Raw genomic sequence first — 15,979 nt, 5'->3', positions numbered from 1 at the left:
CTAAAGTCTATTATCAACTATTTTGCCTTATTTGTAAATGAATTTAGTATAATAAAAATTATGACAAAACAAACACAAATTATTGCGCATCGCGGTTATCGCGCGGTGGCCCCCGAAAATACATTACCAGCGTTTGAAGCAGCCTTGGCGTATGACATTGATATGCTCGAAATGGATTTGCATCGGACCAAAGATGGCCACCTTGTCGTGATTCATGACGAAACGGTTGATCGCACAACGAACGGGACTGGTCTTGTCAAAGACCTGACTTTAGCTGAGATTAAAGCGTTAGATGCCGGCCAATATAAAGACCCCAAAATGCCCGGCGTGACGGTGCCAACTTTTGCGGAATTTTTAACGTTTTTGCAAGCACAACATTTTGCTAAAACGTTACTGATTGAAATTAAGACAGATCATCAGGACTATCCAGGTATTGAGGCTGATATTTTAGCGTTGGTGGCTGAGTTTAAGCCAAGTTATCCAATTATTTATCAAAGTTTTAACTTGGAGACCCTAAAGACCATTCGTCGGTTAGCGCCAACAGCTGATATCGCAGCGCTAGCGGTATGGGGCGGCTATAAGGTCTATTGGTTAAAATGGCGTGGGGTCTTTGATTATGTCCATGTCGATATGCGTATTTTAAAGCATAAGCCGAAAATTTTTTGGCGCTCAAATTGGCATACCCGTGTTTGGACTGTGGACAACGAAGCTGATATGCGCCGAGTGTTTAAAGCGGGGTTACGGGGTTTGATTACCAATAACGTGGCGCTGGCGACGCGCATTCGTCAAGAAATGCAAGGAGGGCAGCATGACTAAAATTGTCGTAATTGCAGGGCCAACCGCTTCTGGTAAAAGTGATTTGGCCATTAAAATGGCGCAACAATTTAATGGCGAAATTATTTCTGCTGACGCCATGCAAATTTATCGGACGTTAGATGTGGGTACAGCGAAGGTGAGTCCAGAGGAGCAAGCATTGGTGCCGCATCATTTAATTGATATTGTTGATGTGACAGCTAACTTTTCAGTCGCGGATTTCGTGGCGCAAGCGGATCAAGCGATTGCTGATATTGTGTCACGGGGGAAATTACCGATTATTGCTGGCGGGACTGGTTTTTATGTGAAGGCCCTACTTGGCGCGCAACCACTAGAGTATGTGGCGAGTGATGTGACGGAAGTGGCTGCCTTACAAGCTGAGGCGTTACCTGACTTAGTCGCAATGTTGCAGGGATTAGATCAATCGTTGGCTGAACGGGTTGACTTAAACAATAAACAACGCGTTATCCGCGCCATCCAAATTGCACGGCATGGCAAACACGATGCGCAACCAGCACGACCAAACTATGAGGCCTTCGTGGTGGGTTTGGATTGGGCACGTGAGGTTTTGTATGAGCGGATCAACGCCCGCGCCGAGAAAATGTTAGCAGCAGGGGTGCTTGATGAGGCTAACCGGATTTTAGCGGCGGGTGGTGAAACCATTCAAGCTGGTAAAGCCATTGGGTATAAAGAATTCTTCCCGTATTTAACTGGGAATGTGACACTCGCGGAAGCCACTGCGCAAATGCAACAAGATTCGCGCCGTTATGCAAAACGCCAATTGACTTATTTGCGGCATCAAATTCCTGGCTTGATTTGGTTACCAGGTCAGCATGCGGCCACGACGTTGTCAGACTGGTTGACAACGTGGTTAGCGACATCAGAGTAAAAAGGACCACGCCATGTGACAACACATGGCGTGGTTTTTTATGCTTCAAGTTGTGTTTGTTGCAACTGGAGTGATTGTGCCTGGTTAATTTCAGTATACAGTGCAGTTGCTAAAGCAACTGGAATTTTATCCGTTGCGACTTGTTGTTGAACAAACGAGTATTCTGCCTGGAAGGCTTGGATATACCATTGACTATCAACAGGTGGTTGACTGGTGTCATAATCGCGACGCACGCGGGCAAAATAGTGATTAAACGCACGGCGGACGAGATGAATATCATGGGTATCCTGCTTTTGGTCAACACGGGCCTGTAAGAGATCATCCAAATGGGCATTGACAGTAGTGTCAACCGCATCATTTAAAGCAAGTAAATCGGTGATGAGTGCTTGCTAAGCGGCATGTTGTGGGTTATCGGCTGTTTGTTGCGCTGCTGGGTGTGTTTTTAAGAAGTGTGCCTGTAATCGTTGCCATTGCCAACGGCGCACTAACTGACGTAGTCGACGACTGATGTTCTGTCGTAATTTTGACCAACCATGCGCCTCGCTGTCATGTTGTTGCATCAGAAGGGTCATAATTTTCTGATAGGCCAAAATCACGTGATCAGGATAAGCCGTCATGACGGGTTGGCTTTGAAGATAGTTAGCAATAAAGGTTTGTGTTTGACTAAATAAGGTCTGGTAGGCGGCTGTCACGGTCTGTTTGTCTTCGGTAGCGTGCCAACCTTTTTGTGATTGAAGATAGTTCGTTACCGTTTCACGGGCTTGTTGATCAGTCATTTGTTGTCTGATTTGTAAAATGGCAAAATCAACCATGGCATTACGCGTTGCTATGAGTTGTTGCTGCGTGTAGGTTACTTGCTTTTTGGGTAAAATCAGTGGTAATGCCACTGCCGAGACGATCATACTGAGCAAAATGACTATAGTCGCTACAATAATTAACTGTTCGCGAAAAGGAAACGGCTGTTGCCCAATTATATGCGGTAGGGAGAAGGCCATTGCCAAAGTCACGGTACCGTGGACACCACTGGTAGCAAAAACACGCGCGTTGAATGTGTGTGTTTTAGTGTGTTGTGGGCCAAAAAATTCCTTTGCTTGGCCTTGTTTTTGATAGGTTGCCCAGATAAAGCGGACCGCAAACATCAACAGATAGATCAAAATGGCTAACCCAACGAGTTGTAATGTGGCGACAAAGCCAATTGCTGTGATTTCTTGCCAAACAGTTGGCAAAGCAATACCCAATAACAAAAAGACAACGGCATTGAGCAAAGTGGCAATCATTTGCCAAATTGTGGTCTGCGTTAATTGCACGTTAGTTGATGTTAGCTTGAGCTTCCGTGATTCCCAATTATGGACAATACCCGTTGCCACAACTGCTAAAATACCGGATGTTTGGGCACTTTCAGCTAATAAATAAATGGCAAAAGGTGTCAGTAAGCTAATTGTGATAACGGTTGTGTCAGGGTTGAGTGTGCTGAAAGTAATGTTGCTGCGGACCCAAACAATCGCAAAACCACCAATAATGCCGATAATGACCCCACCACCGACGACAAAAACAAAGTGCGCGAGACCCTCAAATAGGGATAAATGGCCATTTTTTAAAACAGATAGGGCGAGATCTAAGATGACCAAACCAGTGGCGTCGTTAAATAATGATTCGAGTTCTAAGGCATTGTTAACACCAGTTGGCATTTCTGTTCCAGCGGTAAGTGATTTAACGGCCACAGCGTCTGTTGGGACAACGATGGCTGCTAAGGCGATGGCTGATGGCAACGGCCATGCGGATTCAATCCAGCTAGAGAGGAAACCGACGGCAATCGCAGAAACGGCCGCCAACAAGACAGACAGGGTAAAAATCATCCGAAAGCGTTTTTTAATGACAGCAAAAGATTGCTGCTGGCCATCTAAAAACATCAGCGGGGCAATCACCACCAACATAAAAAATTCTGGTTCGAGTTCAAAATGATGAAATGTCGGGGTAAAAGATAAGCCAATCCCGACTAAAATAAAAATAAATGTTTCTGGCAGTTTGGGTATAAATTGTTTAATCATATTGGTACTGATGATACCAATCAGTAATAGGGATACAACAGTCAGTGTATTCATAGGCAATCTCCAAGATTTTAAAATGGTCAAGGCATGCTGGTCGATGCTAAAAAACGTGCAAATTGGGCAATTGGCACGTCTGACAGATTAACTTTCCGGATTAGGGATTGTTAAGGCATTATTATGGATATAGCTGCGAAAAGTTTTAAAGGTGTCCGCAAACAAATCATCTGGTTCGATGCTTAACATGTCTTTAGGGAAGAAGAACCGCTGATCTAGTGAGGCTTTCCCCTTGATGGCAGCAACTAAGGGGGATAACTCTGACAATTCACGGTGTGAGCCGTCATCTAAAATAAATTCAATCTGTGTCCGCGGCTTAGCCACATTCGGCTTATAGTCATCATAAGGAAGATCATAGGCGTCATTTCTAGCTGTGTAATAAACTGGATTGTAACCAGTAAAGGCCACTAATTGTTCCAATTCTTCTAAAAGTGGTGCGGTATTATCGTCAATAACAATCGATTTTAACGGTCGACGATCGAGGAAACGACGGGATAAATCAGATAAAATCTTATCTGGGTGATCGCGCCACATCGCAATGTAAGCCATAAAAACATGGTCATCTAGGCGTAAATAGTCTGCGGTCGATAATTGTTCACCGTTAAATAATGGCGTGAGTAAGGGGCCAAACGTGCTGGTATTTTGACTCGATTCGGTGCGGTAAAGTTCTTGTGCACGCCGCAGTAAATGTTCCAGCAAAACTTCCATTCCACGTGATACGGGATGGAAATAAACTTGCAGATACATTTGATAGCGACTCACGACATAATCTTCCACCGCATGCATCCCAGCAATATCAAAGCCAATCCCTGTTGGGGTTGGTTTCATCGTGCGTAGAATGCGGTCAATATCGAATTCACCATATTTTGTCCCAGTATAGTAAGCATCGCGTAGGAGGTAATCCATGCGATCGACGTCAAGCTGACTGGAAATCAGTTGGACGACTTGTGGATTATGATAAGTTTTAGCGATAACACTGGCCACTTTATTGGGGAAATCAGGGGAGACACTGGCCAATACGGTATGAATTTCACTGTCACCGGTAATAATAGCTTGGGTCATCGCTTCATGATCGGTGTTAAAAAGATGTTCGAAAGTGTGGGAAAAAGCACCATGTCCAATATCGTGCAATAGGGCAGCAGATAACGTCACGAGCCGTTCGTTGGTATCCCAGAGGCCATCTTCTGGTGAAGTGGACGCATAATATTGCTCAAAATGCTCGGTAATGCGACGGGCAATTTCATAGGCACCAACAGAATGGCCAAAACGTGAATGTTCGGCACCGTGAAAAACAGCGCTGGTAATCCCAAGCTGTTGAATTCGTCGTAAGCGTTGAAATTCAGTCGTATTAATGAGATCAAGGATCACACGATCTTGAATGTGAATGAATTTGTGGATGGGGTCGCGTAGGACCTTCTCGTTGTGTAATTTATCTGTTAACATCATTTGTCCCTTTTGACCTTTCTTATATTATAATAGATAATTAACGAAATGAATGAAAAATGTCGGCGGATTATCAGATGTGTCACACAACCGCCGGCTGACACAAAATAGGCTAGTGTGTCGTATGACCTGAGTCTAAGGGGGGAACTATGTCACAAACACAAAAACAAATGGTGCAATTATCATTAACAACAACTGTTCGTCAAGATGACGACGTCGAGACGTTTAATTTTGACACCGCGGGGGAGTTGTTGGTTAAAAATGACCATGTTTACTTACGTTATACGGAAAACATTGCAGAACAACAAACCAAAGTACGATTTAAATCTGAACCAGACAGTGTCCGCTTGCACCGAACAGGTGACGGACAACAAACTCAACTGGTTTTTGTGCTGGACCAACAGGTGCCAGCTTTCTATCAAACACCGGCGGGGCAAATGCATTTGGCCACTTATACGACCCAGTTACAGACAGCAATCGACCCGGAAAAGGCACAAGGCAAAATTGCAATTGACTATCAGCTCATTGCTAATGACCAGATTGTTGGCGAATACGCGTTACGGTTGCAATTCCAAGCCAAATCTAGTAAACTTAATTAGTTAGAAACTCGAAAGGACGTGCACTATGGCACTCACACAATTAGGCAATCACCCAAAAGAAGAATTAGCATTGGTTGAAATTGCAACTGCAATTTTGGCAGAGCACAAGACAGTTATGCCATTTAGCTCACTGGTTCAAGAAATTCAGGACTTTTTGGCAGTTGATGCGGAGACGTTCCGGTCACGTCTCTCACAATTTTATACCGACTTAAATACAGATGGCTCATTCATCTCACTTGGTAACAATGAATGGGGCTTGCGTGCCTGGTATCCAGTTGATGCCATTGACGAATCAATCCATGAAATGGATGATGACGATGACACACCAAAGCGTAAGAAGGTAGCAAAGAAGGTTAACGTCTTTGCGGACGCAGCAGCAGATGATGATGTGATCGATTATAACGATGACGATCCTGAAGACGAAGACTTTGGTGAAGTTGCTGAAGAAGAAGTCGACGTGGACGTTGACGACGCTGAAATTGAAGTTGAAGACGATGATGACGAAACAGACATTATTGTTGGTGACGATGAATCAATTGATGATAACTTAACAGAATTAGCCGGCACAAATGATCTTGATGATTTGGGCGACGGTGATATTGATAAGTAATATTAAAATGCCGTGTTAACGGCATTTTTTTTGTGGCTATTGCCATGTTGGACGCCTAAAATAACGGGTTTCGATGATGTATTAAAAATGTAATAAAAAAGTTTTTGAAAAAGGGTTGCATTTTTGGCGCAACATCTGTAATATATATAAATGTGCTACGGCATGTTTGCTCCTTTAACTCAGTTGGTTAGAGTAGGGGATTTTTAATCCCAAGGTCCTCGGTTCGAGTCCGAGAGGGAGCACTGATTTAACTATCAGGTGACCTTTGGGATATTCCAGGAAAAGCAAGTAACTTTGTTACTTGCTTTTCTTTTTGTTTAAAAGACATTGCAAAAAAAATTGAATCATAGTATTATTGATACAAGCGTTGAGACGGACGGGTTACTAGGTTACCTTAGTAGAGACATCATGGTTGGTGAAAATGATGAAGGGACTAGTGGACTAACTACCGTTGATGCATAATCTGATTAGGTGCAGACTGAAAGGATTGTCGGTGTAATTGGCCGTTACCCCAATTGCTTTAAGTGGTTTGTCAACAGACAGACTTGAAATTGGGTTGGTACCGCGCAAAAGCGCCCCTAGATTAGGTTCTAGGGGCGCTTTTTTTATGCCGTACGTGCAATGAGGGAAAAGTGTGAGGAAAGAGCAATGTTAGATAAACGAAACAGAGAGTTAAACCGAGATTTATCGTCAAATCAAATGCAAATGATTGCCTTGGGCGGGACGATTGGGGTCGGCTTGTTTATGGGATCATCGGCGACGATTAAATGGACCGGTGTGTCAGTTATTTTTGCCTATGCGTTGGCCGGATTTGTTTTATACCTGGTGATGCGAGCGCTAGGGGAAATGTTATTTGTTGATCCAACAGTCGGGTCATTTGCCAACTATGCAACAAAATATATTCATCCACTAGCCGGTTATTTAACCGTCTGGGCGAATGTCTTTCAGTGGTTGACGGTTGGGGTCTCAGAAACGATTGCCGTCGGCGTCTATCTGAATTACTGGTTCCCAGGTGTGCCAATTTGGGTCACTGGGGTTGTCGTCTTGGTAACGTTGACCTTAGCAAATATGGCCACAGTGAAAGCTTATGGGAATATGGAAACTTGGTTTTCAATGATCAAAGTGGTCACGATTATTTTAATGATCATTTTAGGCTTTATGGTAATCTTGCTGGGCTTCGGGAATAATTGGCATCCCATTGGTTTTTCTAATTTGTGGACGCATGGCCCATTCTTTGCTGGTGGCTTAAAAGGCTTTATGTTTGCCTTGTCAATTGTCATGACCTCTTATCAAGGGATTGAAATTATCGGGATTACGGCTGGGGAAACGCAAAATCCGAAGCACGCGATTGTGTCAGCCATTAAGTCAATTGTGGCGCGTATTTTAATTTTCTACATTGGTGCTATTTTTGTTATCATCACGATTTATCCATGGGATAAGTTAGATCAAGTTGGCTCACCCTTTGTGGAGACGTTCTCACGTGTCGGCATTACTGCTGCTGCGGGTATCATTAACTTTGTGATGCTAACAGCTGCCATGTCTGCTTTGAACTCTGGTATTTTTAGTTCAAGTCGCATGCTTTACACGCTGGCGTTGAACAAGGAATTGTCGCCAAAGTTTTTGAAGCTGTCAAAGCATCGTGTACCAACGTTGCCAGTGTTGGCGATGTCAGGTGGTATTTTGATTGGGATTGTGCTTAATGCGTTATTACCACTCTTTTGGCGCGGCAGCTCTAGTGTCTTCGTGCTCGTTTATTCGGCAAGTACGTTGCCAGGTATGGTGCCATGGTTTGTCATTTTGATTAGCCAGATTAAATTTAAGCGTGACAATCCGAACTTGCTGGAAGGACATCCGTTTAAGATGCCTTGGGCACCGTACACCAATTACTTTGCCATTGCGATGCTTGTGCTGACATTGGTTTACATGGTGATTAATCCAGAAACACGGATACCACTACTCATTGGCCTAGCCTTTTTGCTGGTGATGTCGGTCGTTTTCTTCATCACCCATCACAAATCAGCCAAGCAATAATCAGAATATCTTCGGCGGCTGGTCGTGAAAAATGATAAAATAGATAAAGATTGAAATTTGGAGGCTAGGGTTGCTAGGTCATATCGGTCAAAAATTGGCTGGACCAGCAACCAACGATATAGATGACTAAAAAAATCGCAATAGACGCCATGGGTGGCGATTACGCCCCGCTTGAAATTGTCAAAGGGGTTGAGCTGGCACGTGACCGCTACCCTGAACTAGAATTTCTGCTATTTGGCACTGAATCAGCGGTCAAGCCACTGGTTCAAAACTGGGAGCGCTTGACACTGATCCCTACAACAGAAGTGATTGAGATGGGGGATGAACCTGTCAAAGCCATGCGTCGTAAAAAGGACTCATCAATGGTGCAAGCAGCTTTGGCAGTTAAAGATGGCCGGGCCGATGCTTTGTTTAGTGCCGGCAATACTGGTGCGTTGTTGTCCAGTGCCATTTTCTTGGTGGGTCGGATCAAAGGGGTCGATCGACCGGCTTTGGCAACGGCTTTACCGAGTTTTGGTGGGGCACATGATCAATTTGTCTTTATGGATTTAGGCGCCAATGCCGAGAGCAAACCAGCCCATCTTTACCAATATGGTATTTTGGGCAGCTTCTATGCCTCACATGTCCTTGGCATTGCAGATCCAACGGTGCGCTTGTTGAATAATGGCGCGGAAGAAGATAAAGGCGATGAAGTGCATAAAACAGCCCATCTTTTGATGAAAGACACGACAGCCTTTCACTTCTTAGGTAACATTGAAGCCCGTGAATTACTGGCCGGAACTGCTGATGTTGTTGTGGCGGATGGTTTCTCTGGTAACGCCGCTTTGAAAGCAACAGAAGGGACTGCTTTAATGATGCTTAAGCAACTTAAAGCAGCAATTATGGCTGCCGGTGTGCGTGGTAAGTTGGGTGGCGTGCTTTTAAAGCCTGCCTTTAAGACAGTGCAAAAGCAACTCGATTATAATGAAGCCGGTGGCGCAGTTATTTTGGGTGTGAAGGCGCCTGTTGTTAAGACGCACGGTTCAGCGAAGGCACCGGCAGTGGCCAACACAATCGGGCAAATTAAGACCATGTTGGACCACCAATTGGTGCCAGATATTGAAACGTTTATTGCAGCACACAAAGACGAATTACAAGCTGGAAAAGAAGCTTTAAGTACACAAGTTAACGGCTAATAGCGAGCTGTGACGATTTGAAGAGATATTGGAGAATAACACATGGCGACGGAAAAAGAAGCAATCTATAACATGATGGCAGATGAAATTGCAACGCGTTTTAGTATTAAGCGTGAAGCGGTGACGCCAGATTTAAACTTTTTGACGGATGTTAATGCGGATTCAATTGATTTTGTTGAATTGGTGTTAGAAGTCGAAGATATGTTTAACGTCAGCATTTCAGATGAAGATGCTGAAAACTTGGTGACGTTACAACAAACAGTTGACTATATCGTCGCACATCAAAATTAAAAATTAGTCATTTGACAGGCGTGCGACATTAAGCTATACTGATTTTCAAGTTAATCATTTTTAATGTGTTGAGAAGAGTAATGTTGTTGGAGTGTCCAGCGAGCTGTGTTTGGTGAAAACAGCCACTTTGGCAATGTGAAGATGAACTCATGACACACGTTCGTGCAGTGCAAGCTAAGCGATCGGTGGGAACCGTTATCTTCCCTAATCGTGCTGACCAAAAGGCAGCGGATTTTTTTGAGGTAGTTAACACTACGAACATGGGTGGTACCACGCAAGCAGCGTCCCTATACGAATCATAGCGTTCGTGTAGCGACGCTTTTTTAATACAATAATGATGACCACAACTAAAACAGCATCTTTGGAGGAAAAAACATGTCAGCAGTTCAATCACCAGCACCACTCATTTCTCAGTTACTTGACACTTGGATTCAAGGTGAGGGGAGCCAAGACTTCCCAATGGCCAACTATGCCAATGCGGCGGCTATTTTATATCAAAACGTTGCCGACATTAACTGGGTTGGGTTCTATCTTTATGATGACACTCAAAATCAATTAGTTGTTGGCCCATTTCTGGGCAAGCCAGCAGTTGCGTTGATTGCACCAGAAGCTGGGGTTGTTGGGCACGCATTTAGTGTCCAAGAAACCGTGGTGGTTGATGATGTGAACACCTTTGCCAATCATATTGTCTGCGATCCTAATTCAAACGCTGAAATTGTGATCCCATTGACAACAGCTGATGGGCGCCGTCTTGGCGTCTTAGACATTGATTCACCAACGCGTCAGCGTTTCTCGGCACAAGATCGTGCGAACTTAGAACATTTTGTGCAAACGTTATTAGCCTATGTCAAATAGTGCCAATAACGCAACAATATTAAATTAGGGGCAGGGCGCATTATCATGCGCCTTGAGGTTTGTGTGTTTAAGACACATAACCGTACATAAAAGGGTAACAAACATGTGGCAAACACTCATGACGCGTCACGATCAATTCGTGACAGCGCTATGGCAACATATTCAATTAACAGTCGTCGCACTCGTGATTGCGGCACTGATTGCGATACCATTGGCGATTTGGGCTGAAAATCATCGGCGCTACGCAGAATGGTTATTACAACTAACGGGTCTCTTTCAAACCTTGCCGTCACTGGCAGTTTTAGGATTACTGATTCCTGTGGTGGGGATTGGGGCACCTGCGGCATTAATTGCCCTGGTGATTTATGCGTTATTACCAATTTTTCAAAATACTTATCTTGGGTTAACGGCGGTTGATCAAGATGTCCGCGATGGGGGTCGTGCTTTAGGGTTATCTCGCCGACAGGTCTTGCGACGAATCCAATTACCATTGGCACAGCCAAGTATTATGGCCGGTCTACGGACGGCCATTGTATTGATTATTGGGACAGCTACCTTAGCGGCGCTGATTGGTGCTGGTGGCTTAGGTGATTTCATTTTGCTTGGTATTAACCGGAATAATACCGATCTTATTTTAATCGGGGCGTTTGCATCAGCGGCCTTAGCGTTAGTTGGTAGTTTTGGCGTTCGGTGGCTTGCCAAGTTGCAGCAAACTTGGCGCCGTGTGGTGTTGGTTGGTTTGAGTGTGCTCTTTATTGGTGGTAGTGTCGCGCCGTTATTACCGCAAAGACAAGCCCCCCAGACGATTACCATTGCGGGTAAACTGGGATCCGAACCAGAAATTCTAATTCACATGTATGCGGCATTGATTAAACAAGCGCAACCAGAGACGCGGGTGATTTTAAAACCAAATTTTGGGGTGACCACCTTTCTGTATGAAGCGTTGACTAGCAAGAAGATTGATCTTTATCCAGAATTTACCGGTACGATCACCGCAACGCTGGCCAAACCGCCAGTGACTTTACCAGTAGGTGCTGATGCCAAAACGACTTATTTAGCTGCTAAAAAGGTTGCGCAAGCACAACAGCTGACGATAACGCAACCCATGCAATTCAACGATACGTATGGGATTGCCGTACCGCAAGATTTGGCCAAGCAATATCATTTAACAACAATTGGGGACTTGCAGCACCTCCCGCATGCCAAGGCAGGGATGACGGCAGAATTCTTAGATCGACCTGATGGCATGCCGGCAATTGAGCAGACGTATGGGTTGAATTTACCCAAGGTGAGTTTGGACCCAGCACTGCGTTATCAAGCTGTGCGTGAACAGCAAGTATCAGTGGTCGATGCTTACACGACTGATTCACAATTAAAGCAATATCATTTGAAGGTGTTGGCTGATGATCGGCATGTTTTCCCAGTTTATCAAGGAGTTGGTCTGATGCGCTCAGATTTTGCCAAAACGCACCCAGAAATTGTGCGTGCGGTGAATCAATTGGCAGGTCACATCACCAATGAAGAGATGCAAACGATGAATTATGCGGTCAATGTCAACCATCAATCGGTAGAGCAAGTCGCCATTAATTATTTGAAAGCACACAAATTACTGAAATGATGACACCAGCAGAATTACAACAGCGCGTGATGTTGCTCTCGCAACAAGCATTTGGTCGACCGTTTCAACATCAAGCCACCTTTAATGCCCGTTTAAAAACGACTGGTGGGCGTTATTTTACGCATAGTCACCATCTCGAGTTTAATCCGAAAATGGCAGCGCTACCTGAATTTGATGGGATTATTAAACATGAATTAGTGCATTATCATTTGCATCTGCAACATCAAGGTTACCGGCATCGTGATCGTGACTTTAAGCAGTTACTGGCAGCAGTCGGTGGCGCGCGCTATGCCCCCAAATTAGCGGTGACAACAGCGCCCAAGCCAAAACGTCTGTGGCGTTATCAGTGTTGCAATGGTCATGTGCTAACCAGACAGCGACGCATTCAAGTCGACAAGTACCGCTGTGGCCAATGTCATGGGACGTTACGGTTGCTTGGGGAAGTTCCCAATTCTTAGTGGCAACATTCAGGTATAATAAAGACATCAGTAACGAGAAAGCGAGTGACATATGATACAACTTATTCTATCGGATCTTGATGAAACTTTACTCAACGATGACGGGACAATCCATCCAGAAAATATCGCAGCTATTCAGGCTTTTACCCAAAATGGCGGTTATTTTGTACCCAATACTGGCCGATCATACAAGTCTGTTTATGGGACGTTAGCACAACTTGGCCTTAACAAAACAACGCAATACGTTGTGTCCTATAATGGTGGGGCTATTGTGGCGATTGCCCCAGATGGTCAGGAAGAAATTGTTGTTGAACACGGCATGTCGTTGACATTAGCCCAAAAAATATTTGATTTGGGCCAAGTAAACGATGTCGTCGACACGCACGTTTATACGCGCGATAACTTGTACATTTACAATATCTCAGCCACCGATCAACGTTACATGACAGAGCGACAAGTGCCTTATACTGAAATCACGACAACCGATTTGAGCTTTATGGCCAACGAAGGCCCTGTTATGAAGGTTATTTTTGAACATCCCGATCCTGCTGTCCAACAGGCAATCGCTGATGCGGTGACCGCCGTTGTTGGCGATGAGATGTTGGTCACCTTTAGTTCAAACCGATACGTTGAGTTTAACCCGAAGGGCGTTGATAAAGGGGTAACAGGCTTAGAGCTAGCCGATATTTTAGGCATTGCCCGTGACGATACAGCGGCGATTGGTGATAATTTGAATGATGCAGCACAAATTAAAGCCGCCGGTGTTGGTGTGGCTGTTGCCAATGCCAAACCGGAAATTAAAGCCTTAGCTGATGTTGTGTTAACGACAACCAATAACGAAGCGGCAGTTGCCGATTTTATTCAGCACTATGCCCAAAAATCATAAATTAGCGCTGTTGCTTGCACGATTCTTACTTGGCGGACTAGCGATTATCTTATTTTTGACGCTATTTCTGGTGAGTGATTGGCAGCATTGGTCATTAGCCTTAACGTTAGGTCTGACGGTTGTTTTTTTTGTCCTCGTCAACGTGGGTTATATTTGGTTATTTTGGCTGGCTCGGCGACAACAGTTATTACATGAAGAAAAGGATGATGAATAATTTTGCTTGATTTATCCCAAAATCCAAACCCTAAATCATTAGGTCGACGCCTGTTTAATTTTATCGGGCTGGCTTTTTTGTTACTCTTAACGCCAAGTTTGTTAGTGGCCGCCAATTCGCAGCAATCCATTGGCCAACAACTCCTGTATGTGAGCTTGATGTTAGTGAGCTATAGCGTGTTAGGCTACCTGGCGTATCGATTGTTGAAAAAGACGACGCGCCAACCAGTTTTTCACCAACCAAATATCCGTGATTGGCGTCATCTGTGGTATATTGTCGGCATGTTTTTTGTCATGGTTGGCCTAGAATATGGGATTAATATGATCCGAATGGCTGTTACTGGCAGTGTTGATACTGAAAATCAAGTGGCTATTGAAGCGCTCGTGTCGCAGGTCAACATTACCATGGTTGGGATGTTGATTTATGCGGTATTTTTAGCGCCCGTCGTTGAAGAAATTGTCTTTCGTGGGTTAGTGGTTAATTATTTTTTCCGTCACAGTTGGTGGTGGGCCAGCATTATTTTGTCTGGTTTGTTATTTGCCTTCCCACACATGGGTGATATTCCAACGAACTTGCCCGACTTATTGAGTTATGCCTTGTACATGAGTATGGGGATGGTTTTAGCTTATGTGTACAAAAAGACTGGTAATATTCAAGATAGCATTGCTATCCATTTCTTGAATAATGCGCTGTCTATGTTACCGCTTATCTTACAAGTTTTCCGGTAATGCAACACTGAAAAAGACCCTAACGGCTGTGTTAGGGTCTTTTGTTTTAGAATTGTTGTAATGTTTTTGGCGTGTGTGTGAAAGGGACGAACCCATCGGGACTCATATAGCCAGAATCTTCAATTCGGACACCAGCAACATCAGGGATATAAATGCCTGGCTCAATCGAGAAGACCATCCCTTCTTGTAGTACCAAATCGCTGCCAGCCATGATTGAAGGGTATTCATGGACAGAAGCACCAAGACCGTGGCCGAGGCGGTGGACAAAATAATCACCATAACCGGCCTTTGTAATAATATCACGGGCAATGGCATCTAGTTCACCAGCGGTCATGCCAATTTTGGCCTGAGATTGCGCAGCCAATTGGGCTTCAAGGGTGACGTCGTAGATAGCTTTAGCTTGGTCGCTGATGGGGCCAAAAGCAACTGTACGCGTTGCGTCAGAGGCGTAACCCTCAGTCATAGTGCCTAAGTCAAATAGCGCCATTTCGCCAGCATGTAACTGGCGTGATGATGTCGCCCCATGGGGATCAGCGGCATGTGCGCCAAACTGGACCAACGTGTCAAAGCTCATGCCTGGCACACCAGAAAGCTTGAGTTCATATTCCAATTTGGCAGCAACGCCTAATTCGGTAACGCCTTCAGCGAGGGCAGCAAAACCAATCTCAAAAGCGCGATCAGCATCACGGCCGGCCGCTAACATGTGTTGAATTTCATCAGGTGTTTTAATCAAACGTAACCGATTAATTTCAGCCGTAATGTCCTCTTGTAGTGTGACATCTGGTAAAGCAGTTTGTAAGGCGTTGTAGCGGGTGACAGTTAAATTATCCGCTTCAATGGCAAAGGCGGTACCGTGAGATTGCGCACGGATATGTTGTGCCAACTTGGCCCAAGGATTTTCTTGGTCATCATAGCCGTAGGCTGGGTAAGTCCAGCCACTGGCTTTCATGCTATTGACTTCAAGGGCTGGTCCGAATAGAAACGGCTCGTGGTCAGCGAAAATAACCAAAGCGAGGACACGTTCCATGGGGTCAGATTCAAACCCCGAAAGATAGGCCACACTATGGAAATTTGTTAAGATGGCACCATCTAATTGTTGGTCCGTGAGCCATTGTGTTAGTGTCGTGAGTTTTTGATTAGTCATTTATCGCTCCTTTGTTAAAATGTATTATTTCCATTTTAACACTTTCACAAAAAAGTGTCTTTTCTTGTAACAAACAGAAACAATGATGAAAACTTGACGATATAGCCTTGTAAGCGTTTGCAA

The 15,979-nt window shown here is 44.5% G+C and carries 18 protein-coding genes and 1 tRNA gene; 15 read left to right on the top strand and 4 right to left on the bottom strand.

Annotation, left to right across the window (positions count from 1 at the left end):
• Nucleotides 1-60: 60 nt before the first annotated feature.
• Both ACW12G_RS03330 and miaA read left to right on the top strand, forming a co-directional pair.
• Entirely contained in the window at nt 61-816 is a 756-nt protein-coding gene (locus tag ACW12G_RS03330) for a glycerophosphodiester phosphodiesterase family protein (protein WP_048700138.1), read from the top strand.
• Entirely contained in the window at nt 809-1,702 is an 894-nt protein-coding gene (gene miaA, locus ACW12G_RS03325) for a tRNA (adenosine(37)-N6)-dimethylallyltransferase MiaA (protein WP_455647264.1), read from the top strand. Before ACW12G_RS03330 ends, miaA begins: the two co-directional genes overlap by 8 nt.
• 38 nt (nt 1,703-1,740) lie before the next feature.
• Here the strand turns inward: miaA and ACW12G_RS03320 are convergent, their stop codons facing one another.
• The 3 genes from ACW12G_RS03320 to ACW12G_RS03310 all read right to left on the bottom strand — a co-directional run bounded on the left by ACW12G_RS03320 (nt 1,741) and on the right by ACW12G_RS03310 (nt 5,247).
• Nucleotides 1,741-2,028 carry a hypothetical protein gene (locus tag ACW12G_RS03320; protein WP_243129792.1) on the bottom strand — a complete coding sequence of 96 codons (288 nt, stop codon included), beginning with the start codon at nt 2,026-2,028 and terminating at the stop codon, nt 1,741-1,743.
• A 63-nt stretch (nt 2,029-2,091) separates the two neighbouring features.
• Nucleotides 2,092-3,804, bottom strand: coding sequence for a cation:proton antiporter (locus ACW12G_RS03315; RefSeq protein ID WP_455647263.1), 1,713 nt, complete (start codon nt 3,802-3,804; stop codon nt 2,092-2,094).
• An 87-nt stretch (nt 3,805-3,891) separates the two neighbouring features.
• Nucleotides 3,892-5,247, bottom strand: a complete 1,356-nt coding sequence (locus ACW12G_RS03310) for an HD domain-containing protein (RefSeq protein WP_019041234.1) — start codon at nt 5,245-5,247, stop codon at nt 3,892-3,894.
• Nucleotides 5,248-5,396: 149 nt separating this feature from the next.
• On the opposite strand from ACW12G_RS03310, the gene ACW12G_RS03305 reads away from it, so the two are divergent.
• The 13 genes from ACW12G_RS03305 to ACW12G_RS03245 all read left to right on the top strand — a co-directional run bounded on the left by ACW12G_RS03305 (nt 5,397) and on the right by ACW12G_RS03245 (nt 14,712).
• Nucleotides 5,397-5,846, top strand: a complete 450-nt coding sequence (locus tag ACW12G_RS03305; protein WP_455647262.1) for a DUF1934 domain-containing protein — start codon at nt 5,397-5,399, stop codon at nt 5,844-5,846.
• Between the two features lie 25 nt (nt 5,847-5,871).
• Nucleotides 5,872-6,456 (top strand): DNA-directed RNA polymerase subunit delta, encoded by a 585-nt coding sequence (gene rpoE / locus ACW12G_RS03300; RefSeq protein WP_455647261.1) that lies wholly within the window; start codon nt 5,872-5,874, stop codon nt 6,454-6,456.
• Between the two features lie 168 nt (nt 6,457-6,624).
• Nucleotides 6,625-6,698 (top strand) — tRNA-Lys (locus ACW12G_RS03295).
• Nucleotides 6,699-7,104: 406 nt separating this feature from the next.
• Entirely contained in the window at nt 7,105-8,487 is a 1,383-nt protein-coding gene (locus ACW12G_RS03290; RefSeq protein ID WP_029509049.1) for an amino acid permease, read from the top strand.
• 122 nt (nt 8,488-8,609) lie between these two features.
• Nucleotides 8,610-9,662 (top strand): phosphate acyltransferase PlsX, encoded by a 1,053-nt coding sequence (plsX, locus tag ACW12G_RS03285; RefSeq protein WP_455646438.1) that lies wholly within the window; start codon nt 8,610-8,612, stop codon nt 9,660-9,662.
• A 42-nt stretch (nt 9,663-9,704) separates the two neighbouring features.
• Complete coding sequence (locus ACW12G_RS03280) at nt 9,705-9,953, top strand: acyl carrier protein (RefSeq protein WP_455646437.1); 249 nt, start codon at nt 9,705-9,707, stop codon at nt 9,951-9,953.
• Between the two features lie 149 nt (nt 9,954-10,102).
• Entirely contained in the window at nt 10,103-10,255 is a 153-nt protein-coding gene (locus tag ACW12G_RS03275; RefSeq protein ID WP_155835350.1) for a hypothetical protein, read from the top strand.
• Between the two features lie 73 nt (nt 10,256-10,328).
• Nucleotides 10,329-10,808 carry a GAF domain-containing protein gene (locus ACW12G_RS03270; protein WP_455647260.1) on the top strand — a complete coding sequence of 160 codons (480 nt, stop codon included), beginning with the start codon at nt 10,329-10,331 and terminating at the stop codon, nt 10,806-10,808.
• Nucleotides 10,809-10,911: 103 nt separating this feature from the next.
• Nucleotides 10,912-12,426, top strand: a complete 1,515-nt coding sequence (locus ACW12G_RS03265) for an ABC transporter permease/substrate-binding protein (protein WP_455647259.1) — start codon at nt 10,912-10,914, stop codon at nt 12,424-12,426.
• On the top strand, nt 12,426-12,884 hold the full coding sequence (locus tag ACW12G_RS03260; protein ID WP_189428748.1) for a SprT family protein: 459 nt from the start codon (nt 12,426-12,428) through the stop codon (nt 12,882-12,884). Before ACW12G_RS03265 ends, ACW12G_RS03260 begins: the two co-directional genes overlap by 1 nt.
• Before the next feature lie 52 nt (nt 12,885-12,936).
• Nucleotides 12,937-13,770 (top strand): Cof-type HAD-IIB family hydrolase, encoded by an 834-nt coding sequence (locus tag ACW12G_RS03255; RefSeq protein WP_455646436.1) that lies wholly within the window; start codon nt 12,937-12,939, stop codon nt 13,768-13,770.
• A complete protein-coding gene (locus ACW12G_RS03250; RefSeq protein ID WP_147000696.1) occupies nt 13,754-13,984 on the top strand; it encodes a hypothetical protein in 231 nt (76 codons plus the stop codon). The genes ACW12G_RS03255 and ACW12G_RS03250 overlap by 17 nt, the downstream gene beginning before the upstream one ends.
• Before the next feature lie 2 nt (nt 13,985-13,986).
• Nucleotides 13,987-14,712 carry a CPBP family intramembrane glutamic endopeptidase gene (locus ACW12G_RS03245; RefSeq protein WP_095652408.1) on the top strand — a complete coding sequence of 242 codons (726 nt, stop codon included), beginning with the start codon at nt 13,987-13,989 and terminating at the stop codon, nt 14,710-14,712.
• Between the two features lie 46 nt (nt 14,713-14,758).
• Here ACW12G_RS03245 and ACW12G_RS03240 read toward each other — a convergent pair whose 3' ends face one another.
• Entirely contained in the window at nt 14,759-15,856 is a 1,098-nt protein-coding gene (locus tag ACW12G_RS03240) for a M24 family metallopeptidase (RefSeq protein ID WP_029509057.1), read from the bottom strand.
• Between the last annotated feature and the right edge of the window lie 123 nt (nt 15,857-15,979).

The organism is Leuconostoc sp., assembly GCF_965300815.1.
The sequence above is the reverse complement of the archived record's forward strand: the minus strand, read 5'-3'. Positions and strand labels throughout refer to the sequence as shown.

What these genes read in the sequence shown, in the direction of transcription:
- ACW12G_RS03240 (WP_029509057.1), bottom strand. Translation starts at nt 15,856, where the DNA reads ATGACTAATCAAAAACTCACGACACTAACACAATGGCTCACGGACCAA.
- ACW12G_RS03330 (WP_048700138.1), top strand. Translation starts at nt 61, where the DNA reads ATGACAAAACAAACACAAATTATTGCGCATCGCGGTTATCGCGCGGTG.
- ACW12G_RS03305 (WP_455647262.1), top strand. Translation starts at nt 5,397, where the DNA reads ATGTCACAAACACAAAAACAAATGGTGCAATTATCATTAACAACAACT.
- ACW12G_RS03260 (WP_189428748.1), top strand. Translation starts at nt 12,426, where the DNA reads ATGACACCAGCAGAATTACAACAGCGCGTGATGTTGCTCTCGCAACAA.
- rpoE (WP_455647261.1), top strand. Translation starts at nt 5,872, where the DNA reads ATGGCACTCACACAATTAGGCAATCACCCAAAAGAAGAATTAGCATTG.
- ACW12G_RS03290 (WP_029509049.1), top strand. Translation starts at nt 7,105, where the DNA reads ATGTTAGATAAACGAAACAGAGAGTTAAACCGAGATTTATCGTCAAAT.
- ACW12G_RS03310 (WP_019041234.1), bottom strand. Translation starts at nt 5,247, where the DNA reads ATGTTAACAGATAAATTACACAACGAGAAGGTCCTACGCGACCCCATC.
- miaA (WP_455647264.1), top strand. Translation starts at nt 809, where the DNA reads ATGACTAAAATTGTCGTAATTGCAGGGCCAACCGCTTCTGGTAAAAGT.
- ACW12G_RS03265 (WP_455647259.1), top strand. Translation starts at nt 10,912, where the DNA reads ATGTGGCAAACACTCATGACGCGTCACGATCAATTCGTGACAGCGCTA.
- ACW12G_RS03315 (WP_455647263.1), bottom strand. Translation starts at nt 3,804, where the DNA reads ATGAATACACTGACTGTTGTATCCCTATTACTGATTGGTATCATCAGT.
- plsX (WP_455646438.1), top strand. Translation starts at nt 8,610, where the DNA reads ATGACTAAAAAAATCGCAATAGACGCCATGGGTGGCGATTACGCCCCG.
- ACW12G_RS03270 (WP_455647260.1), top strand. Translation starts at nt 10,329, where the DNA reads ATGTCAGCAGTTCAATCACCAGCACCACTCATTTCTCAGTTACTTGAC.
- ACW12G_RS03275 (WP_155835350.1), top strand. Translation starts at nt 10,103, where the DNA reads ATGACACACGTTCGTGCAGTGCAAGCTAAGCGATCGGTGGGAACCGTT.
- ACW12G_RS03255 (WP_455646436.1), top strand. Translation starts at nt 12,937, where the DNA reads ATGATACAACTTATTCTATCGGATCTTGATGAAACTTTACTCAACGAT.
- ACW12G_RS03250 (WP_147000696.1), top strand. Translation starts at nt 13,754, where the DNA reads ATGCCCAAAAATCATAAATTAGCGCTGTTGCTTGCACGATTCTTACTT.
- ACW12G_RS03280 (WP_455646437.1), top strand. Translation starts at nt 9,705, where the DNA reads ATGGCGACGGAAAAAGAAGCAATCTATAACATGATGGCAGATGAAATT.